Below are 20,317 nucleotides of genomic sequence, written 5' to 3' on the forward strand. Positions count from 1 at the left end.
GGGCCGTGACCCAGTTGGATGCAACACACCCCATTTAGTTAGCATGGAAAGTAATATAGCCTTGCACTGCCACCCGTAAAATACCAGATGAACCCATCCCAGCCAGCAGGTTCCCGTGTGACCAAGCCCAAAGACGCCAGTTCAGAGACCCTGCCCGCCACCGACCGGTCCCTGCCGATCGCGCTGATCCGCGCGCGGGAAACGGTGATGGCCCCGATCCGCGAGATGCTGAGCGAGACGGGGATCACCGAACAGCAATGGCGGGTGCTGCGTGTCCTGTCCGAAGGCGGCACGCTCGACGCGACCGAAGTGGCGGACCGCGCCAGCCTGCTGCTGCCCAGCCTCACCCGCATCGTGCGCAGCCTGTCGGACCGCGGCTATGTCACCCGCACCCGCGACCATGGTGACCGCCGCCGCCAGATGCTGGCGATCACCCCCACCGGCCAACAGGTGATCGACGACAATCTTGACGAGGCCCTGCGCATCGCCCAGCGTATTCGTGCAACCCTTGGCGAAAACAATTACGAAAAGCTGCTGGATCTGCTGGGCGCGTTACACACGTTCAAATAGAAGAACGCCAAATTTCTTGACAGTCGAATGTCTGGTTCCTTACCCTCGCCCAATATTTCGGGGTAATTTCCTTCTAATTCATTCCACTGGATCATTCTGCCCGGCCTTTCCCCCGCCGTGCGAAAGGAACATCATGCGTTCGATCAAATTCATCGCCACGACCGTTTTTCTTTTTCCAATGGCTGTCAGCGCCCAGGACAATTTCCTCAACGGTGTAAGTATATCCGACAATGATTTGGGAGAGGCAGACCTGTTTGTCACCGACAACTCCGTTCTGGACGGGGATGTGTGCATCGGCAACGGCTGCACCTTGGATGTAACTTTTGCGTCAGATGTCGCCGTAATGGTTGCCGATACATCCAACAGCATAATTTTTGACGATACGTCATCGGCAACATTCCCGGACCGGGACTGGAAACTGCTGATCAATGATGTGCTGGCAGTTTCGTCCGGCGGAATAGAACGGTTCGCTATCGAGGATGTCACCAACGGCACCATTCCCTTTTCGGTTCTGGGCGCTGCGCCGGAGAATGCGCTGGTGGTGGCCAGCAGCGGCCAGGTGGGCCTGGGCACGGCCATTCCGCAAGCTGATCTGCACATTTCCAGCGCGGACACAGCCGACGTGCTGCTTGCACCCACGAATGCGGGTGTGCGTTCTTTTCAGGTGGGAGTGGATGCAGATGGCCTGTTTACCCGGATTTCGACCGGCGCGATCCCGTTCGAAGTGGCCAATGACAGCGCCTTTGGTGCGCTGCAGATCCTCAACAGCGGGGTCCGGGTGAACGCGGGCAATTTCGACAAGGATTTCCAGATCGGCAGCGATGTGAACGACAATGCAATGTTCGTCGATGGCGCCACAGCCTTTGTCGGCTTCGGCACCAATTCCCCCGAACAGCTGCTGCACATTCGTTCCGACGCGACCGGCAGCGACGCCTTCGCCTTGTTCGATGCCAATGGCACAGGCTCCGACGCGGCGTTCCTTCTGCGCCAGAACGGCGTCACGCCCACGACCTGGGAATTCCGCAACCAGCAGGATTCAGGCCGCCTGAATGTCGGGGTCGCGGGAGGCAACACGCCGCTCAAGATTGACAATACCGCCAACAACAACCTGCTGAAACTGGGCCGCAACGGCCGCCCGGACGAGGTGGTGGTGACCGGAAAGCTGGTGGTGAACAACACCCAGATGAACGTGCCGGATTACGTCTTTGCCGAAGATTACGCCCTGCGCCCGCTGTCTGATGTTCAGGCATTCATTGACGCCAACAGCCATCTGCCCGAGGTGCCTTCCGAAGCACAGATCAGGGCGAGCGGTCTGGACATGGCCGAAATGCAGCTGGTCCACCTGAAAAAGATCGAGGAACTGACGCTTTACACGTTGGAGCAGGAAGAACGGATCACCCGGCTCGAAGCCGCGCTGGAGGCGCTTGTCGCAGAGTAGCCGCAGCGGGGAACCGAGAATGGCCTGCGTCTGCGCTGCCCGTGATGTCACGACACAGGGACTTGATCTGGCACAGATGCAGATGGTGGACCTGGAAAAGATCGAAGAGCTTACCCTGCACAGTATCGAGCAGCACAAGACCAACACGGCACAGGGCGCGAGGATAGAACGACTGGAAGAACTGATCGAGGATATGCGCGCCACCCGCTGACCAATTTCTTTTCATGGACGGGTCAGCACCAGGCGCTTAGCGTTACCTGCATATTCACAACTTTAAAGCGCCGTTTCGACGGCTGAACAAAAGGAACAATTTCAATGATCCATTCACGTCTGTTTGCTTCCGGGTTTGCCCTTGCTCTTGCCGCGATGCCAGTGCTGGCCCAAGACCTGACCGGGGACGATCTGATCATCAGCGGAGAGATCGACCAAAACGGATTTGGTACAAACGATTTCAGCGCGTCACTCTCACTCTTTGACGGGCGCATGTGTATCGGGAATGCCTGTGACGACTCCACTGTAGGCGCCCCGGGCCAGCCACCGCTGAAACTACGCTGGAGCGATCCAAGCCTCGTTTTTGAGGACAGTACGACAACGAGTAGCATCCCCAAGCGTGACTGGCGGATTCAGATCAATGATAACACGGTCGGCGGGCTGGACCGGTTTTCCATTCAGGATGAAGGCGATACACCCGGTGAGGAAATACCGGTGATCCCCTTTACAATTATCGGTGGTGCCCCGGAAAACAGCTTCTGGATCGCAGACGACGGCGATATCGGCCTGGGGACAAGCCTGCCGCAGGGCGATCTGCATATCGTAAGCTCTGGCACCCCCGTCAGCCTGCGGATGCAGAACGGCGGCGCCAGCCCCTACAACTGGGAAATGCAATCCAACAGCCTGAACTGGTTCGTGAAAAACGTTACCGGCAACCGGGTGCCATTCGTGGTGCGCGCCGGGGCCAGGGACAGCGCCCTCGTTCTGAGCGACGACAGCTTTGTCGGCGTCGGGACGGCGGCACCCGAAGAACTGTTGCACATCCGCTCCGACGCGGCCAACACGGACGCCTTCGCGCTGTTCGATGCGAATGGCAGCGGCTCCGACGCGGCCTTCCGCCTGCGCCAGAACGGTGTCATCCCCACCACATGGGAGTTCCGCAACCAGCAGGATTCCGGTCGCCTGAACGTCGGCATCGCGGGCGGCAATACACCGCTGAAGATCGACAATGCAGCGGCCAACAACCTGCTGAAGCTGGGCCGCAACGGCAAACCGGACGAAGTGGTCGTCACCGGCAAGCTTCTGGTCAACAACACCGAGTTGAACGTGCCCGACTACGTTTTCGATGACAGCTATGCCCTGCGCCCCTTGGCCGATGTCCGGTCCTTCATCGAGGCCAACAGTCACCTGCCCGATGTGCCCTCGGCCGCGGATATTGCTGCGACCGGGGTCGATATGACCGAGATGCAGATGACCCTGCTGAAAAAGGTCGAGGAGCTGACGCTTTATACCCTGGCGCTGGAAGATGCCCGCGCAGCGCAGGCACAAGAAATCGCGGAATTGCGCCGGTTGGTCACGGCAATCCAGGACTGACGACAATCAGCCACCACACCATTTTACGCCATATGGGCGGCAAATTCTGAACGGATTTGCCGCCCATATGCCTTTCCCTCGCCCATTTTAGGCCAAACCGTTGGTTAATGTAGCCACTGGATCACGACCAAAGGTGGCGCAAACAGATGAACAGCCCAAGCACCCTCGCCCGCTGCGCTATTGCAGCCTGCACATTATTTGCTGCGGGGTCGGCTGCTTCGGAAACTGCGCTGCCGGTCAACGACAAGGTGGCTGAACAGAACCACCGGACAGAGGCATTGGCACCCCTTGTTCACCACTTCACCCCACAGGCCAGTAACCAGTAAAGAGGACCAACAATGCCCTTCACCAAATACCTGCGCGCCACCGCGATTGCGGCGGCTACCCTGCCCGCCCTTGCCCAGGCTGAAGTCCTCAGCGAGGACAATCCGACCATCCGCAGCTTTCTCTGCGTCGGCTTCAACTGCGCAGATCAGGATATTGCAGGGATTGACGATTTCCGGGTCAAGGACAACACGATCCGCATCCACTTCGACGATGTGTCCTCCTCCAGCAGCCCGGACAACGACTGGCGCATCATGATCAACGACAGCGCCAGCGGATCGGACGAATACTTTGCCATCCAGGATGCGACGCGCGGGCCGCAGATCTTTCGTCTGTCCGCAGGCGCACCGGAGAACGCATTGTTCATGGCCCCCACCGGGCGCATCGGCCTGAAGACCTCCATGCCGCTGCGTGAACTGCATATGGTGGACGCCAATACCGTGACCCTGCGCATGGACCAGCGCGGCGGCAGCGCGCCCGTGCAGGTCTGGGACATCAACGCCAACCACAACGCCTTTTACGTGACCGATATTTCCAACAGCACGACCCCCTACAGGATCGAACCGGGCGCGCCCAGCGACAGCTTCAGCATCGAGAGCAACGGTTTCATCGGTCTGGGCACCAATGCCCCGGAGGAATTGCTGCACATCCGCACAACGGCTGACAATACCGATGCCTTCGCGCTGTTTGACGCGGCGGGCAGCGGCTCGGATTCCGCCTTCCGCCTGCGCCAGAATGGCGTGACCCCCACCACATGGGAATTCCGCAACCAGCAGGATTCGGGCCGCCTGAATGTCGGGATCGCCGGGGGCAACACCCCTTTCAAGATCGACAATGCCGCCAATAACAACCTGCTGCGGCTGGGCCGCAACGGCAGACCGGATGAAGTTATCGTCACCGGCAAGCTGGTGGTGAACAACACCGAAATGAATGTCCCGGACTATGTGTTCGAACCCGGTTACAAGCTGAAGACCCTGGCCGAAGTCGATCAGTTCATTGCCGAAAACGGGCATCTGCCCGGTGTTCCTTCCGCCGCCGATGTCGCGGCAACCGGGCTGGACATGACGCGGATGCAATTAGCCCAGCTCGAAAAGATCGAGGAACTGACCCTGCACAGCATCTCGCAGGACAAGCAATTGTCGGCCCAGCAAGAGGAAATCGCACAACTGCGCGCAATGGTTGAGACCCTTGTCGAAGCCCGGTGAAATCGGGGGTTGGGCGCAGCTGCCCGGCAAATAACAACCACGCGCCCTGCCGAAGCCGGGCGCCTGGCCACCCAACTGTGGCCAAAACCCAGCACAAGGTGATAATTCCTGCGACGCGGGACGAATTGGGCAAAACTGTGTTCTCTGTCACGCCCAACCCCGTTATGTTAACTCTGAAATATCAAAAACTTCAAAGAGCGACAGCAAACTGTGCTATAATTGCGCTTCCCAGCGCCAGGAGAGAAAAATGAAAAACACCTTTAACCGCACCAGCACCATTGTCGCCGCCGGCGCTTTGATGACCCTGACAGGTGCCGCAAGCGCGCAGCAGGTTTTTGCAACAGACGTCATTATACAGGGCAGCCTCTGTGTCGGCTTTGATTGTGTAAACGGTGAAAACTTCGGTTTCGACACGGTGCGGCTCAAGGAAAACAACCTGCGTGTTCATTTTGACGACACCAGCGCCTCGGCTTCCTTTCCCGGCAACGACTGGCGCATTGTCATAAACGATACCGGCAATGGCGGTGCAAACTACTTTGGCATCGACGACGCAACGAGTGGCAGGCGTGTTTTCAACATCGAAGCGGGCGCAATTTCAAATGCGATGTATATTGATGCCGATGGCGATGTTGGCCTCGGCACCACCAACCCTGCGGTCGAACTGCATGCCGTGGACGGCAATACGCCAGCCCTGCGGCTGGAGCAGGACGGCAGCTCCGGTTTTACGGCGCAGACCTGGGACCTTGCGGGCAACGAGACCAACTTCTTTATCCGGGACGTGACCAACGCCAGCAAGCTGCCATTCAGGATCAGGCCCAATTCGCCCGAAGACTCAATCTACATCAAAGAGGGCGCGGGCGATATCGGCATGGGTACGGACAACCCGCAGGCCGGCCTTCATATTCGCCGGACAAGTACCACAAAGGCGGCGCTTTTGGTTGAGGCAGCTACCGCCGATGCGACCCTCGAACTCAAGCAGAGCGGCACCGTCAGCACGACCTGGGAATTCCGCAATCAGCAATCTTCGGGGCGTCTGAATATCGGTCTTGTGGGTGGCAATACGCCGGTCAAGATCGACAATACCGCCAACAACAACCTGATCCGCATCGGTCGCAACGGTCTGCCGGACGAGGTGAACATCACGGGGCGTCTGGTGATCAACAATACCCAGGTCAACGTGCCCGACTACGTGTTCGCTGATGATTACGTGCTGCGCCCGCTGGCCGAGGTCAGGGCCTTCATCGACACCAACAGCCACCTGCCCGAAGTCCCCTCTGAGGCGCAGATCAAGGCCAATGGCGTCGACATGAGCGAAATGCAGATGGCCCTGCTGAAAAAGGTCGAGGAGCTGACGCTCTATACGCTTGATCAGGAAGACGTGATCAGCGCGCAGCAGGCCAAACTGGCCGAGGTCGACGCCCTGCGGGCGGAACTGGCCGAGATCAAGACGCTGCTGTCAGAAACCCGCTGAACAACAAAGCCAGCCAGCCCCTTATAGGGTCTGGCGAAATACCTGAAGCATCAGGCATCACGTAACACGTTGAAATCTCTGATTTCAGGCAGCGTTACGTGATGCAGGTTTTTCGCATGACGTTTTACAGCGTCCCGCCTTTAACCTGATACACCCCGTATCGCCGATGTCCCGAGAGCGCGCAGCGCGGCAGGGTATCGGCGATTCACGTTTAAGGCGGGGCGCTCTAGCGGGGCTGGTCGGTCCCTGTTTCCTCAATCTCCAGATCAGCCTCCGGGACATTAAGGGTCGACCAGGTCTTGTCCTGCCGGGGGCTTGGCGGCATGTCGCAAGCGCGCTTGTGAATGTTCACCTTGGCAATGAAATTGGCGGATATCGGCGCGGTCACAAAAAGGAACGCGATGATCAGCAGCTCATGCATCGACCCTTCCGCGTAAACGTAAGAGTGGATCATCGACGCCAGCAGCAGCGCCCCGATGCCGACCGTACCAACTTTGGTCGGGGCGTGCAGTCGGGTCATGGAACCGTTGAGTTTCAGCAGGCCTATCGCCGCCACCAGGGCGAAAAACGCGCCCACGACAAGGCAGAAGGCCACGGCATATGTTCCGATCACGGCAAGGGTCATTCGATGATGTCCCCCCGCAGCACGAAGCGCGCATAGGCCACGGTCGACACGAAGCCGAGCATGGCGATGATCAGCGACGCCTCAAAATAGATGCCGGTGCCCTGCGCGACCCCCAGCAGCACGATCAGCCCGATGGCATTCACCACCATCGTGTCGAGCGCCAGGATCCGGTCGCCGGTTGACGGCCCGATCACCAGCCGGACCATCGCCCCCAACTGGCTGAGCGCCACGCAAACAAAGGCAGCAACCAGGCTCCATTGCATCACCTCCTGAGCAAGGGTCATGCGAATATCTCCTTCAATCGGCGTTCGTAGCGGTGCTTGATATCATCGCGCACGGCATCAGGATCAGGCGCGTCGAGCGCATGTACAAGCAGGCTGTGCCCCTCGTCCGAAAGGTCCGCCGAAACGGTGCCGGGGGTCAGGGTGATGGTGCCGGCCAGAATCGTGATCGCCTCGGGCTGGCGCAGGTCCAGCGGGACGACAACCCAGGCCGGCCGCATCGCGGCATTGGATTTGGTCAGCACGATCCAGGCCACCTGCACATTGGCCACCAGAATGTCCCACATCACCAGCAGGCAATAGCTGAGCATCCGGAAAACCCTGATCTTGCCAGGCCGATCCGGCCACCATTGCGCCGTACCAATGGGGATCACGATCCCCAGGATCAGACCAAAAACGACCATACCCGCCGAGATGCCGTTCTGCAGCAGGGTCCAGACCACGACCAGCAGCAGCGTCAGGAACGGATGTGGCAGCAGCCATCGCAAGGCACGCATCATCTCAATGTCCCTCCTCTGTGGTCTCGCCATGGCCTGCATCCCCGGCCCCGTGGCCATCATCCGCATGACCTTTGTCATATCCTTCGGGCTTGGGCCGCGTCAGCTTGCCCTTGGTCTCAAGCACCGTGGACATATAGCGCGAGGGCGCGAACAATTGTGCCGAAGTCGCCTCCGTGAAACGGTAGATCGGCCCGGCCAGAACCGTATGCAGCACCAGCAGCACCAACAGCCCGCTGACCGCACCGTAGGACAGGAAACTTGGCACGTCAGAACCATCGTCCTTGGCCGTGGCTTCACGGTTTTCCGCGCTCTTGCTGTCCTCCGCGTCGGCCACATCGCTGGGCACCACGACACTTCGCGACTTCCAGAACAGCGTGCTGCCCGCGCGCGAGAACCCGATAACCGAGATCAGGCTGGAGCCAAGCACAACCGCCCAGATCCAGACCACCCAGCCGCTGGCAAAACCGGCATCCAGGATCAGCAGCTTGCCCACGAAACCCGACAGCGGCGGCAGCCCCGCCATGGCAATCGCGGCGGCAAAGAACATCGCCGCTGTCAGCGGCCCACCGGCCACCGGAGGCTGCGCTGTCAGGTTCAGATCGGAACGGCCCGCGCGGGTCAGATCGGTGATCAGGAACAAGGCCCCCGCCGCCAGCGTGGAATGCACGATATAATAAAGCGCCGCCGCGATGCCGGCCGGTGTGAACAGGGCGATGGACACCATCACCATCCCCATCGACCCGATCACCGAAAAGGCCACCAGCCGGTGCAACCGACGCGCCGCCAGCACGCCGATCATGCCGATGGCCAGCGAAATCAGCGCCAGCGGCATCAGCCACAGCCCGTGCAGCCCTTCCGTCACCGCCACATCCGGGCCGAAGATCAGCGTATAGACCCGGATGATCGCATAGGCCCCCACCTTGGTCATGATCGCGAAGAGCGCCGCCACCGGGGCCGGTGCCTCGGCATAGCTCGACGGCAGCCAGAAATGCAGCGGCACCAGCGCCGCTTTGACCGCAAAGACCAGCAGCAGCATGACGGAGGCGATGCGGATGCCCACCGTCTCGGCCCCGTCGATCATCGCCACCCGCTGCGCCAGATCGGCCATGTTCAGCGTCCCGGTCTGGGCGTAGAGCGCGCCCAGCGCGAACAGGAACAGGGTGGAGCCAAGCAGGTTGTAGAGCACATATTGCACGCCTGCGCGCAGCCGCACATGCCCGCCCGCGTGGATCATCAACCCGTAGGAGGCGATCAGCAGCACTTCGAAGAACACAAAGAGGTTGAACAGGTCACCGGTCAGGAAGGCGCCCATGATGCCCATCAGCTGGAACTGGAACAGCGCATGGAAATGCCGCCCCCGGTTGTCCCATTCCGACCCGATGGCATAAAGCAGCACGAACAACGCCAGCACAGCTGTCAGCAGCACCATCATCGTGCTCAGCCGGTCCCCCACCAGCACGATGCCAAAGGGCGCGGCCCAGTCGCTGAGCTGATAAAGGGTGACAGTCCCGTCCGAGGCCTGCCAGGTCAGACCGGCGGCAATGGTGATCAGCGCCAGCACCCCGGCGACGGAGAACACCCGCTGGATCCCGATGTGATAGCGCGCGGCCAGCACGATGAACGGGGCCAGCATGGCGGGCAGAACGACGGGGGCAATGATCCAGTGGTTCATGCTGCGCCCTCCGACCCGTCTTTGGCCGGGGCCGGATCGTCCACGTGATCGTCATCCGCGCCCAGATAGGCCCCCAGCGCGATCATCACCACCACTGCCGTCATGCCAAAGGAGATCACGATCGCCGTCAGCACCAGCGCCTGCGGCAAGGGATCGGTATAGCGCTCCGCATCCGTCAGGATCGGCGGGGCACCGATGGTCAGCCGCCCCGAAGCGAACAGGAACACATTGACCGCATAGGTCAGCAGCGACATCCCCATGATCACCGGAAAGGTCCGCAGGCGCAGGACCAGGTACAATCCTCCGGCGGTCATGACGCCAATGGCGGAAGCAACAAGGAACTCCATCTTACAGCCCCCCTTCCAGCTTGGGGTTGGCAGGATCGGCCGGATCGCGCGAGGGGTCGATGTCCATCGCATGTTCCGTATCCGGCACATGGGCGCGCCGCGCCAGCCGCGAGAAACTCTCAAGCGACAGCATCACCGCGCCGACCACGGCCAGGAACACGCCCAGGTCGAACAGCGCCGCCGTGGCCAGCTCGAACTTGTAGAAAGGCGGGATCCGGACATAGGTGAAATCCGAGGTCAGGAAGGGCTTGCCCACGAACCACGACCCGATGCCGGTCAGCCCGGCCACCAGCACACCTGCGCCGATGATCCCGTGATAGGGGTAGCGTTGCCGCGCAGCGGCCCAGCTGAAGCCGCTGGCCATATACTGCATCACCACGGCGATGGAGACGACCAGCCCGGCAATGAACCCGCCGCCGGGTTCGTTGTGGCCCCGCAGGAAGATGTAAAAACCCACCATCAGCACCACCGGCATGATCACGCGGGTCAGCACCACCATCATCATCGGATGCATGTCGCCCGCGCGCGGCTGGTCCGGCTTGCGGTTCAGCAGCCGCGCCCGCACCGGGCCGTCCAGCAGCGTTTCGGTCAGGGCATAGATCAGCAGCGCCGCGATCCCCAGCACGATGATCTCGCCAAAGGTATCAAACCCCCGGAAGTCCACCAGGATCACGTTCACCACATTGGTGCCGCCGCCGCCCTTGTAGGAATTGGCCAGATGGAATTCCGAGATCGACGGCGCCACGGTATCACGCAGCAGGAAATGCCAGGACATCAGCGCCGCCGTGATCCCGCCGCCCAGCGCCACCGCCACATCGCGCATCCGGCGCAGCACGGTGCTTTCGATGGGGGTCCGGTTCGGCAGGAAGTTCAGCGCCAGCAGCAGCAGGATGATCGTCACCACCTCGACGGTAAGCTGGGTCATCGCCAGGTCCGGCGCGCTGAAGACGACAAAACCGACCGAGACCATCAGCCCGACGATGGCAATCAGGATCAGCGACAACAGGCGGTTTCGGTGCAGGAACACCAGCCCCAGTGTTGCCGCCACCAGCATCGCCCAGCCGGCAATCTCGATTGCTCCGGCGGTCTGCATGCTGCGCGTCGCGGGCCCCACCGTGCCCGTCCGCCAGCCATGATAGCCCAGCGCCACCACCGTCACGGCCATGATCGCCGCATAGCGGGTGAAAGCGCCGTTGTGCAGGCCGTGGATCACCCAGCGCGCCAGCGCCACCGCCCCCGCGATCACGGCTTCAAAGATCACCTTGGCCTCTGGGCGCGGTGCCGCATCCCAGACCCGCAGCAGCGGGCGGAATGACGCCAGCACCAGCAACCCGCCACCCACGGCCGCAATCGACATGTAAAGGGCGGGCGTCAGGCCATGCCAGATCTTGATGTAATGCACATCCAGCGGGGCCACCCCGCCGATCACCGCGCGCGCCACGAGAAAGACGAAGTCCTGCACCAGGAAGGGCGCCACCCCGATCACGACCACCAGCACCACCAGCAATGCGGGCGGCGCCCACATGCCGAAGGGCGGATCATGCGGATGCGCCGGATAATCGTCTCGCTTGGCCCCCAGGAAGGTATGCGAAATCAGGCGGAAGCAATAGGCGGCGGAAAACAGCGAACCGATCACCGCAAGCGCGGGCACCAGCCAGCCGGTGTTGAACAGGACAGTATGCGAGGCTTCCTCAAGCATCATTTCCTTGCTGAGGAACCCGTTCAGATAGGGAATACCGGCCATCGACAGCGCGGCCAGCGTGGCCATCACAAAGGTGATCGGCATCAGATGGCGCAAGCCCCCCAGCTTGCGGATGTCACGGGTATGGGTTTCGTGGTCGATGATCCCGGCAGACATGAACAAGGCGGCCTTGAACGTCGCGTGGTTGAGAATGTGAAACACCGCCGCCATCGCGCCAAAGGCGGTGCCGGTGCCCAGCAACATGGTGATCAGCCCAAGGTGGCTGACCGTGGAAAAGGCCAGCAGCGCCTTGAGATCATGTTTGAACAGCGCGATCACCGCGCCCAGCACCATTGTGATCAGGCCTGCAGAGGTCACGATCACGAACCATTCCGGCGTGCCCGACAGCACCGGCCACATCCGCGCCATCAGGAATATGCCTGCCTTCACCATCGTGGCGGAGTGCAGATAGGCGCTGACCGGCGTCGGTGCCGCCATGGCATGGGGCAGCCAGAAATGGAACGGGAACTGCGCCGATTTGGTGAAACAGCCCAGCAGGATCAGGATCAGCGCCGGCAGATAAAGCGGGCTGTCCTGAATGATCTCACGGTTCTGCAGGATCACGCTCAGGTCATAGCTGCCCACGATCTGGCCCAGGATCAGCATCCCCCCGATCATCGCCAGCCCGCCCATGCCGGTCACGGTCAGCGCCATCCGCGCGCCTTCGCGGCCCTCGGGCAGATGCTTCCAATAGCCGATCAACAGAAAGGACGACAGCGATGTCAGCTCCCAGAAGACCAGCAAAAGCAGGATGTTGTCGGACATCACGATGCCCACCATCGCGCCCTGGAACAGCAGCAGATAGGTGAAAAACTCGCCCATATTGTCGTCACGCGACAGGTAGAACCGCCCGTAGGTGATGATCAGCAGCCCGATCCCCAGGATCAGCGCGGCAAAGAAGAAGCCCAGGCCATCCAGCATCAGGTTGAAATTCATGCCCAGCATGGGCAGCCAGTCCACCCCGGCGGTGACGACATCGCCCGCCAGCACAGCGGGCAAATTGGTCAAAAGCCCCACAAGGGCGGCAAGGGTCACGGTGAATGTCACGCCAGCACAGGCAGAGCGCCCCGCCGAATTCATTATTCCGGGCAACAAAGCACCCAGAAAGGGCAGGGCAACGATAAGAAAGAGGGACACGCGAACTCCTGATCTGTCAACCTGTGCAGTCCTCCATTGTTGGGGGAAATTTTCAGGTTTCTCAAGGCGAACCGGGAAATTTTATTGCAAATTCGTGACTTCTGTCGCTGCAATCGCCCGTCCTGGCCCCCGGTCCGGGAAATGTGACGCAAGGGAAGTTCGCATTTGCGAAACGAAGTTCCGACCTGCGGGATTGGCAGCGCCGCATTTACTGTCTAGCCTCCGGCAAGAGAGTCGCGCCACCCTGTGGAGGAGGTGGCGCTGCAGATGCTCCGGGGGAGGACCGACCATGCGATACCACAGACCAGCCGCGCAGCACGGGCGCGCATGAAGATGACCGCCATGACATCGGAAGAGGCCGTGCGCCATGTGCTCGCCACCGAACCCACCTTCGCCGTGGAAGAGGTGAACATACGCGGTGTTACCTACAAGGCGTTCAAGAACGTTCCCCCAACCGTCCCGGCCCTGATGGCCGCCAGCCGTGCCAAGCAGGGTGATGGCAAGCTGGATTATCTCGCATACGAGGGCGAAAGCCTGACCTACGACCAGTTCTGCACCCATGCGCACCGCGTCGCCCATGCGCTGCGTGACGATCTGGGGGTGCGCCAGGGTGACCGCATCGCCATCGCCATGCGCAACTACCCTGAACTTCTGACCGCGATCATGGCAATCTCCTCGCTTGGCGCGACGGTGGTGTTCCTCAACGCCTGGTGGACCACGGAAGAGCTGGACTATGCCCTGCGTGACAGCGGCGCGCGGATCGTCTTTGCCGACCGTCCCAGGATCGAACGGCTGGCCCCGCTGAAAGACGCGCTGGACCTCAGGCTGATCGGCTGCCGCGACGGCACAGGCCTGGGCGACCACGATTATACTGCGCTCTACGATGCCGCCACCGGCGACGCGGCCCCCGAGGTCACGATCGACACCGATGATGACTTTGCGGTGATGTATTCCTCCGGCACCACCGGGCACCCCAAGGGCGTGGTCCAGACCCATCGCGGCGCGGTGAACGCGGTGTTCAGCTGGCTGATGCAGTCGGTTCTGGCTCCGCTGGTCACCCCGCCGGAACCGGATGCACCCGAAGCGCCCCGCCCTTCGGTGCTGGTGGTCACCCCGCTGTTTCACGTCACCGCAACGCATCCGATCTTTCTGCTGTCGATGCCCGCCGGGGCCAAGGTCACGCTGATGTACCGCTGGGACCCGGAAGAAGCCGTGCGTCTGATCCGCGATGGCAATGTGACCCGCTTCCTGGGCGTACCGACCCAATCCGCCGAACTGATGGAGGCGGCCCGCAAGATGGGGGAAACCCTGCCCTCGCTCGATTACATCGGTGCAGGCGGCGCGAAACGCCCCGCCGCGCAGGTTGCCGCCATCGCCGAGACCTTTCCCAATGCGGGCGTCGCCACCGGCTGGGGCATGACAGAGACCCAGGCGCTTGGCATCGGCATGATCGGCGACGATTACAAGGCGCGCCCCGACTGCGCGGGCAAGCTGCACCCGCCGGTGCAGGAACTGCGCTTTCTCGATGATGCGGGCAACGATGTGCCACCGGGAACATTGGGCGAGATCACGGTCAAGAGCCCGGCCAACATGCGCTGCTACCTCAACATGCCCGACGCCACCGCCCAGACGATGCAGGACGGCTGGCTGCGCACGGGCGACCTGGGGGTGATCGACGCGGACGGCTATGTCACCATCCTAGACCGCAAGAAGAACATCATCATTCGCGGCGGCGAGAACATCGCCTGTCTCGACGTGGAAGGCGCGCTGCATCGGCTGCCCCAGGTGGCCGAAGCCTGTGCCTTCTCCGTACCTGATGAGCGGCTGGGCGAAATCGTGGGTGCCATCGTGCAACTGCGCCCCGGCGCAACGCTTGATCGTGACAGCATGGCACGCGCGCTTGAGGGGCATCTGGCCAGCTTCAAGATCCCCGCCCTGCTGTGGTGCCAGGACGGCCCGCTGACCCGTGGCGCCACCGACAAGATTGACCGCCGCGCGCTGCGCGCGGCCTGTTTGCAACAAATGGAAGAGACTGCATGACCCATCCGACAGAAGAAGAGATCGGCCAATACATCGCAGCGGCCGGCAAGGCCGCATGGGAGGTTCCCGGCCTGCCCGACGGCATCGCGCACCGCCCGGTCAAGACCGTGGGCATCATCGGTGCCGGCACCATGGGCGGCGGCATCGCGATGAACTTTGCCACCGCCGGCTACCCGGTGAAGATCGTGGAAACCACGCAAGAGGCGCTGGACCGGGGCCTTAAGGTGGTGCGCGGCAACTACCAGCGCAGCGCCGACAAGGGGCGTTTCCCGCAGGACGAGGTCGAGGCCCGGATGGACCGTTTTGACGGTCGTTTGTCGATTGCCGATCTGGCCGACTGTGACCTGGTGATCGAAGCGGTGTTCGAGGACATGGAGCTGAAGCGCAAGATCTTCACCGAACTGGACCGCGTGATGAAACCCGGCGCGATCCTGGCCACCAACACCTCGGCGCTGAACATCGACGAGATCGCGGGCATGACGAAGCGGCCCGAGGATGTGATCGGGCTGCATTTCTTTTCGCCCGCCAATGTGATGAAACTGCTGGAGATCGTGCGCGCCCACCATACCGCCGACGATGTGGTTGCCACCTGCATGGCATTGGCCAGGGACATCAACAAGATCGCAACGCTGGTCGGCGTCTGCCCCGGCTTTGTGGGTAACCGCATCCTCTTTGCGCGCCAGAAACAGGCCAACAAACTGGTCTATCAGGGCGTCATGCCCTGGGACGTGGACGCGGCACTCAACCAGTTCGGGTTCAAGATGGGCCCCTTCCAGATGAGCGACCTTGCGGGCCTCGACATCGGCTGGTCCAAGGGGGCCAAGACCGAGAACCCGATCCGCGATGCGCTGTGCGAAATGGACCGGCGCGGGCAAAAGACCCAGGCGGGCTTTTACGATTATGACGAAAACCGCCGCCCGATCCCTTCGGATGTTACCGCCGGGATCATCCGCGACATCACCGGGGCCGAGCCGCGCAGCATGAGCGCGGAGGAGATCATCGAGATCTGCATCTACCCGATGATCAACGAGGCGGTGAAAATCCTTGAAGAGAACAAGGCCCAGCGCCCCAGCGACGTCGATGTGGTCTGGCTCAACGGCTACGGCTGGCCCGCCGACAAGGGTGGCCCGATGTTCTATGGCGACATGGTCGGTGCGCAGGCGGTGCTGGACCGGATGGAGAAACTGGGCGCGGAAGACCCCGACTTCGCCCCCGCCGACACTCTGCGCAAACTGGCGGAGACGGGCGGCAAATTCACGCAGATCGACACCGGAGGGCTGAAAACATGAGCTACGAATACATCCAGACCGAGACCAGGGGGCACATCCTGGTCGTCACCATGAACCGCCCCGATGTCTACAACGCGGTGAATGAGGACATGCACCACGAGATGAGCGATTGCTGGGATGCCTTCGCCGCCAATCAGGATCTCTGGGTCGCCGTGCTGACGGGCGCGGGGGACAAGGCGTTCTCTGCCGGGAACGACCTGAAGGCAACGCAGCAGGGCGGAATCAAGAAGGGCCTGCCCAAGACCGGTTTCGCCGGGCTGTCCTCGCGCTTTGATCTGGAGAAACCGCTGATCGCTGCCGTGAACGGCTTTGCCATGGGCGGCGGCTTCGAAACCGCGCTGTCCTGCGACATCATCCTCGCCTCGGAAAACGCGAAGTTCGCGCTGCCCGAGGTCAAGGTCGGCTTTTTCGCCTCCGCCTCCGGCGTGCAGCGCCTGTCACGCTACATCGGGCGGCTGGCGGCGCAGGAGCTGATGCTGACGGGCCGCACCATCGGCGCGGAGGAGGCATTGCGCATGGGCTGCGTGAACGAAGTGCTGCCCGCCGCCGATCTGATGGACCGCGCCAGGGCAAAGGCCGAAGAGCTGTGCAGCGTCTCGCCCTCTTCCGTGAAGGCGACAAAGCGCATCCTGAATTCCATGGCCATCGCCGATGGTCTGCCCGAAAGCCTGGCCTATTCCCGCGAAGTCCAGATGGACCTGGCCCGGACCGAGGATTTCAAGGAAGGCGTCAACGCCTTTGTCGAGAAACGCAAACCCAATTGGGTCAACAAATGACGGCCCCCGAGAGGGGCTGAGACATTGGGTTCTTCGGGAACCGGAAAAACACAACTGGAACAATGCCCAGGGAGGCACAAAAGATGAGCGATATGAACCCACCGGAGTTGAACAACCTTGAGATGTCAGAGGGCAACAAGCCCCTGCTGAACGCGGTGATCAAGCACATCCGCGAAAACGTGGACCCGATCAGCGAAGAATACCACCGGCTCGGCGACGCGCAAAAGGACCGCTGGTCCTATCACCCGCGCCAGCTGGAACTGCTGGAAGGGGCCAAGCAAAAAGCCCGTGACGCGGGCCTGTGGAACTTCTTTCTGCCCAACGCGGAAACCGGCGAGGGGCTGTCGAACCTCGACTACGCCTATATCGCGGCGGAACTGGGCAAGAACCCCCTCGCCTCGCAGACGCTGAACTGTTCGGCCCCCGATACGGGCAATATGGAAGTGCTGGAACGGGTCGGCACGAAAGAGCAGAAGGAAAAGTGGCTCAAGCCCCTGCTGGCCGGTGAAATTCGTTCGGCCTTCGCGATGACGGAACCGGACCGCGCGTCTTCCGACGCCAAGAACATCGCCATGTCCGCCGTGCTGGAAAACGGCGAATGGGTGATGAACGGCGAGAAATACTATATCTCCGGCGCAGGCGATCCGCGCTGCAAGATCATGATCGTGATGGTCAAGACCTCTCCGGATGCGGAACCCTTCCGTCAGCAGTCGCAAATCCTCGTGCCGATGGACACGCCTGGGGTCGAAATCCTCGGGCCGATGCATGTCTTTGGTCACGACGACGCGCCGCATGGGCATATGCACATCAAGTTCACCGATGTCCGCGTCCCCGAAAGCAACATACTCTGGGGTGAGGGCCGCGGTTTCGAGATCAGCCAGGTCCGCCTTGGACCCGGCCGCATCCACCACTGCATGCGCTCCATCGGACAGGCGGAAAAGGCGCTGGACCTGATGATCGAACGCGGCCTGTCACGCGAAGCCTTCGGCAAGCGGATCATCGACCTGGGCAAGAATATGGAAACCATCAGCCGCGCCAAGATCGAGATTGAATCCATGCGCCTGCTGGTGCTCAAGGCGGCCAAGGCGATGGACGTGCTGGGCAACAAGGAGGCCCGCATCTGGGTGTCGATGATCAAGGCCAAGGTGCCGGAACAGGTCTGCGACATCATCGACCAGGCGATGCAGGTGCATGGTGCGACAGGTATTTCCCAATGGTCGCCGCTGTCGGGCATGTACGCCCAGCAGCGCACCCTGCGCTATGCCGACGGCCCCGACGAGGTGCATCACCACGTCATCGCGCGCCACGAGGTCAATACCTACAAGGAAAGCAACGCGCGCCAGGACGCCGCCAAGCAACACACCGAAAACCGGGGCAGCGCGGGGTTCATGGGATGAGCAAACTTTTCGACCTGACCGGAAAAGTGGCGCTGCTGACCGGTGCCTCAAAAGGCATGGGCCTGGCGATGGCGACGGCGCTGGCCGAACATGGTGCCACGGTTGTCATTTCCGCACGCAAGCAGGATCAGCTTGACGCGGCAGCCGAGGGCATCAATGCCCTTGGCAAGGGCAAGGCCTTTGGCATCGCCTGCAACGTCGGCTACAAGGACCAGCTGCAGGCGCTGGTCGATCAGACCCATGAAAAAGCGGGCAAGATCGACGTGGTGATCGGCAATGCGGGCGTAAACCCCTATTATGGCAAGACATCGGAGATCCCCGACGACGCCTACGACAAGACCATGAACGCCAACGTGAAATCCAATCTCTGGCTGGCGCAGATGGTGGCCCCCGACATGATCGAGAAAGGCTCGGGATCGATGGCCTTTACCTCCTCCATCGGGGCCTTCAAACCCTCGGTCATGCTGGGCACCTATGGCATGTCCAAGCTGGCGCTGATCGGGCTGTGCCGCAACCTCGCGGCGGAGTTCGGCCCGAAGGGCCTGCGCTTCAACGCGATCTGTCCGGGACTGGTGAAGACCGAGTTCGCGCGCGAGCTGTGGGACAACCCAGAAGTAGAGAAACGCATCAAGGAGGAAATCCCCCTGCGCCGCCTGGGCGAGCCGGAGGATTTCGCGGGTCTTGCAGTCTTCCTCGCCTCGGATGCCAGCCGCTATATGACAGGTCAGGCGCTTACCGTCTGCGGCGGCTCCAACATGTGGACGTGACGCCATGGAACTGAAGGACAAGATCATCGTCGTCACCGGTGCCGCCAGCGGCATCGGACGCGCCATGTGCATCCGCTATGCCGAGGAAGGCGCGAAACACATCGCCTGCGTGGACCGCGACCTGAAAGGCGCGGAAGAAACCGCCGCAATGATGGGCGGCACCGCCCATATGGTGGATGTATCGGTCAAGGATCAGATCACCGCCATGATCGACAAGGTCGAGGCCGAGGTGGGCCCGATTGACCTGTTCTGCTCCAACGCGGGCATATCCGTGGCCGGTGGTGTCGAGGTGGAGGATGACGCATGGCAACGCATCTGGGAAATCAACGTGATGTCCCATGTCTGGGCCGCGCGTCATCTGGTGCCGAAGATGGCCGAGCGCGGCGGCGGATATTTCCTGAACACCGCCTCCGCCGCCGGTCTGCTGAACCAGGTCGGCTCAGCCCCCTACGGCGTGACCAAACACGCGGCGGTCGGTCTGGCCGAATGGATCGCCCTGACCTATGGCGACCAGGGGATCAAGGTCAGCGTGCTCTGCCCCCAGGCCGTGCGCACCGAGATGACACGCGGCCATGAGGACCATGTGGCCGCCATCGACGGCATGATGGAACCCGCCCCCGTGGCCGAAGCCTGTGTGCAGACGATCCGGGACGAGACATTCCTGGTGCTGCCACACCCGGAGGTGCTGGGTTACATGCGCAAGAAGACCGAAAACTATGACCGTTGGATCGGGGGCATGCGCAAGCTGAACCGCCGTTTCGGCGGGTTCGAGGAGTAAGCCAATGATCGGATATGCAACCATCGGCGTGGCGGACATGACCCGCGCCAAGACATTCTACGGCGCCTTGTTCGAGGGCAAGGCCAAGGTGGTGATGGATCAGGGGCGCATCGCCTTTCTGTCCTCGGGACGCGGCCAGCCGATGCTGGCCATGTGCGAACCCTACGATGGCAACGCGCCCAACCCCGGCAACGGCACGATGATCGCCTTCACCTGCGCCGACAAGGCAGAGGTGGACGCGATGTACGCCCGCGCGCTGGCGCTGGACGCGCCGGACGAGGGCGCGCCGGGCCAGCGCATCCCCGACCGGTTCTATGGCGCCTATGTGCGCGACCCGGACGGCAACAAGCTGTGTTTCTTCGTGTTTGGGTGAGC

General features: G+C 61.7%; 19 protein-coding genes. 13 read left to right on the forward strand and 6 right to left on the reverse strand.

Annotated elements, in window-relative coordinates:
* The first annotated feature begins 117 nt into the window (after positions 1-117).
* From hpaR to PVW51_RS05955, 6 genes are all read left to right on the forward strand, one after another.
* Positions 118-570: a homoprotocatechuate degradation operon regulator HpaR gene (gene hpaR, locus PVW51_RS05930; protein WP_274573961.1), complete on the forward strand. Its 453-nt coding sequence runs from the start codon at positions 118-120 to the stop codon at positions 568-570.
* A gap of 133 nt (positions 571-703) precedes the next feature.
* Complete coding sequence (locus tag PVW51_RS05935; protein ID WP_274573962.1) at positions 704-2,008, forward strand: hypothetical protein; 1,305 nt, start codon at positions 704-706, stop codon at positions 2,006-2,008.
* A 19-nt stretch (positions 2,009-2,027) separates the two neighbouring features.
* Positions 2,028-2,219, forward strand: a complete 192-nt coding sequence (locus PVW51_RS05940) for a hypothetical protein (protein WP_274573963.1) — start codon at positions 2,028-2,030, stop codon at positions 2,217-2,219.
* A 104-nt stretch (positions 2,220-2,323) separates the two neighbouring features.
* Positions 2,324-3,592 (forward strand): hypothetical protein, encoded by a 1,269-nt coding sequence (locus tag PVW51_RS05945; RefSeq protein ID WP_274573964.1) that lies wholly within the window; start codon positions 2,324-2,326, stop codon positions 3,590-3,592.
* Positions 3,593-3,930: 338 nt separating this feature from the next.
* Positions 3,931-5,121, forward strand: coding sequence for a hypothetical protein (locus PVW51_RS05950; protein ID WP_274573965.1), 1,191 nt, complete (start codon positions 3,931-3,933; stop codon positions 5,119-5,121).
* A 247-nt stretch (positions 5,122-5,368) separates the two neighbouring features.
* Positions 5,369-6,592 (forward strand): hypothetical protein, encoded by a 1,224-nt coding sequence (locus tag PVW51_RS05955; RefSeq protein WP_274573966.1) that lies wholly within the window; start codon positions 5,369-5,371, stop codon positions 6,590-6,592.
* A 226-nt stretch (positions 6,593-6,818) separates the two neighbouring features.
* Here the strand turns inward: PVW51_RS05955 and mnhG are convergent, their stop codons facing one another.
* The 6 genes from mnhG to PVW51_RS05985 are packed head-to-tail and all read right to left on the reverse strand — an operon-like array spanning position 6,819 to position 12,895.
* Positions 6,819-7,217 (reverse strand): monovalent cation/H(+) antiporter subunit G, encoded by a 399-nt coding sequence (gene mnhG, locus PVW51_RS05960; RefSeq protein ID WP_114275294.1) that lies wholly within the window; start codon positions 7,215-7,217, stop codon positions 6,819-6,821.
* Entirely contained in the window at positions 7,214-7,501 is a 288-nt protein-coding gene (locus tag PVW51_RS05965) for a K+/H+ antiporter subunit F (RefSeq protein ID WP_114275295.1), read from the reverse strand. The genes mnhG and PVW51_RS05965 overlap by 4 nt, the downstream gene beginning before the upstream one ends.
* Positions 7,498-7,998, reverse strand: a complete 501-nt coding sequence (locus PVW51_RS05970; protein ID WP_269361460.1) for a Na+/H+ antiporter subunit E — start codon at positions 7,996-7,998, stop codon at positions 7,498-7,500. The genes PVW51_RS05965 and PVW51_RS05970 overlap by 4 nt, the downstream gene beginning before the upstream one ends.
* Position 7,999: 1 nt before the next feature.
* Positions 8,000-9,670 carry a monovalent cation/H+ antiporter subunit D gene (locus PVW51_RS05975; RefSeq protein ID WP_274573967.1) on the reverse strand — a complete coding sequence of 557 codons (1,671 nt, stop codon included), beginning with the start codon at positions 9,668-9,670 and terminating at the stop codon, positions 8,000-8,002.
* A complete protein-coding gene (locus PVW51_RS05980; protein ID WP_269361463.1) occupies positions 9,667-10,017 on the reverse strand; it encodes a Na+/H+ antiporter subunit C in 351 nt (116 codons plus the stop codon). The genes PVW51_RS05975 and PVW51_RS05980 overlap by 4 nt, the downstream gene beginning before the upstream one ends.
* A 1-nt stretch (position 10,018) precedes the next feature.
* Entirely contained in the window at positions 10,019-12,895 is a 2,877-nt protein-coding gene (locus PVW51_RS05985) for a monovalent cation/H+ antiporter subunit A (protein WP_269361464.1), read from the reverse strand.
* A 327-nt stretch (positions 12,896-13,222) separates the two neighbouring features.
* Here PVW51_RS05985 and PVW51_RS05990 point away from each other — a divergent pair, with 327 nt between their 5' ends.
* The 7 genes from PVW51_RS05990 to PVW51_RS06020 all read left to right on the forward strand — a co-directional run bounded on the left by PVW51_RS05990 (position 13,223) and on the right by PVW51_RS06020 (position 20,315).
* Positions 13,223-14,935, forward strand: a complete 1,713-nt coding sequence (locus PVW51_RS05990; protein ID WP_274573968.1) for a class I adenylate-forming enzyme family protein — start codon at positions 13,223-13,225, stop codon at positions 14,933-14,935.
* A complete protein-coding gene (locus PVW51_RS05995) occupies positions 14,932-16,224 on the forward strand; it encodes a 3-hydroxyacyl-CoA dehydrogenase (RefSeq protein ID WP_274573969.1) in 1,293 nt (430 codons plus the stop codon). The genes PVW51_RS05990 and PVW51_RS05995 overlap by 4 nt, the downstream gene beginning before the upstream one ends.
* The gene (locus tag PVW51_RS06000; protein ID WP_274573971.1) at positions 16,221-17,000 is read left to right on the forward strand and encodes an enoyl-CoA hydratase-related protein; all 780 of its coding nucleotides are present in this window, start codon (positions 16,221-16,223) and stop codon (positions 16,998-17,000) included. The genes PVW51_RS05995 and PVW51_RS06000 overlap by 4 nt, the downstream gene beginning before the upstream one ends.
* Positions 17,001-17,083: 83 nt before the next feature.
* Entirely contained in the window at positions 17,084-18,397 is a 1,314-nt protein-coding gene (locus tag PVW51_RS06005) for an acyl-CoA dehydrogenase family protein (protein WP_269361471.1), read from the forward strand.
* Positions 18,394-19,164 (forward strand): SDR family NAD(P)-dependent oxidoreductase, encoded by a 771-nt coding sequence (locus tag PVW51_RS06010; RefSeq protein WP_269361473.1) that lies wholly within the window; start codon positions 18,394-18,396, stop codon positions 19,162-19,164. Before PVW51_RS06005 ends, PVW51_RS06010 begins: the two co-directional genes overlap by 4 nt.
* 4 nt (positions 19,165-19,168) lie before the next feature.
* Positions 19,169-19,942, forward strand: coding sequence for an SDR family oxidoreductase (locus PVW51_RS06015; protein WP_274573972.1), 774 nt, complete (start codon positions 19,169-19,171; stop codon positions 19,940-19,942).
* Positions 19,943-19,946: 4 nt separating this feature from the next.
* Positions 19,947-20,315, forward strand: coding sequence for a VOC family protein (locus PVW51_RS06020; RefSeq protein WP_274573973.1), 369 nt, complete (start codon positions 19,947-19,949; stop codon positions 20,313-20,315).
* Positions 20,316-20,317: the final 2 nt, after the last annotated feature.

This window comes from Sulfitobacter sp. PR48 (genome assembly GCF_028807335.1).
Lineage (GTDB): Bacteria > Pseudomonadota > Alphaproteobacteria > Rhodobacterales > Rhodobacteraceae > Sulfitobacter.

Excerpts from the sequence above, each read along its gene's own strand:
- PVW51_RS05935 (WP_274573962.1), top strand. The coding sequence starts at position 704 with ATGCGTTCGATCAAATTCATCGCCACGACCGTTTTTCTTTTTCCAATG.
- PVW51_RS05940 (WP_274573963.1), top strand. The coding sequence starts at position 2,028 with ATGGCCTGCGTCTGCGCTGCCCGTGATGTCACGACACAGGGACTTGAT.
- PVW51_RS05945 (WP_274573964.1), top strand. The coding sequence starts at position 2,324 with ATGATCCATTCACGTCTGTTTGCTTCCGGGTTTGCCCTTGCTCTTGCC.
- PVW51_RS05950 (WP_274573965.1), top strand. The coding sequence starts at position 3,931 with ATGCCCTTCACCAAATACCTGCGCGCCACCGCGATTGCGGCGGCTACC.
- PVW51_RS05955 (WP_274573966.1), top strand. The coding sequence starts at position 5,369 with ATGAAAAACACCTTTAACCGCACCAGCACCATTGTCGCCGCCGGCGCT.
- mnhG (WP_114275294.1), bottom strand. The coding sequence starts at position 7,217 with ATGACCCTTGCCGTGATCGGAACATATGCCGTGGCCTTCTGCCTTGTC.
- PVW51_RS05965 (WP_114275295.1), bottom strand. The coding sequence starts at position 7,501 with ATGACCCTTGCTCAGGAGGTGATGCAATGGAGCCTGGTTGCTGCCTTT.
- PVW51_RS05970 (WP_269361460.1), bottom strand. The coding sequence starts at position 7,998 with ATGATGCGTGCCTTGCGATGGCTGCTGCCACATCCGTTCCTGACGCTG.
- PVW51_RS05975 (WP_274573967.1), bottom strand. The coding sequence starts at position 9,670 with ATGAACCACTGGATCATTGCCCCCGTCGTTCTGCCCGCCATGCTGGCC.
- PVW51_RS05980 (WP_269361463.1), bottom strand. The coding sequence starts at position 10,017 with ATGGAGTTCCTTGTTGCTTCCGCCATTGGCGTCATGACCGCCGGAGGA.
- PVW51_RS05990 (WP_274573968.1), top strand. The coding sequence starts at position 13,223 with ATGAAGATGACCGCCATGACATCGGAAGAGGCCGTGCGCCATGTGCTC.
- PVW51_RS05995 (WP_274573969.1), top strand. The coding sequence starts at position 14,932 with ATGACCCATCCGACAGAAGAAGAGATCGGCCAATACATCGCAGCGGCC.
- PVW51_RS06000 (WP_274573971.1), top strand. The coding sequence starts at position 16,221 with ATGAGCTACGAATACATCCAGACCGAGACCAGGGGGCACATCCTGGTC.
- PVW51_RS06005 (WP_269361471.1), top strand. The coding sequence starts at position 17,084 with ATGAGCGATATGAACCCACCGGAGTTGAACAACCTTGAGATGTCAGAG.
- PVW51_RS06010 (WP_269361473.1), top strand. The coding sequence starts at position 18,394 with ATGAGCAAACTTTTCGACCTGACCGGAAAAGTGGCGCTGCTGACCGGT.
- PVW51_RS06015 (WP_274573972.1), top strand. The coding sequence starts at position 19,169 with ATGGAACTGAAGGACAAGATCATCGTCGTCACCGGTGCCGCCAGCGGC.
- PVW51_RS06020 (WP_274573973.1), top strand. The coding sequence starts at position 19,947 with ATGATCGGATATGCAACCATCGGCGTGGCGGACATGACCCGCGCCAAG.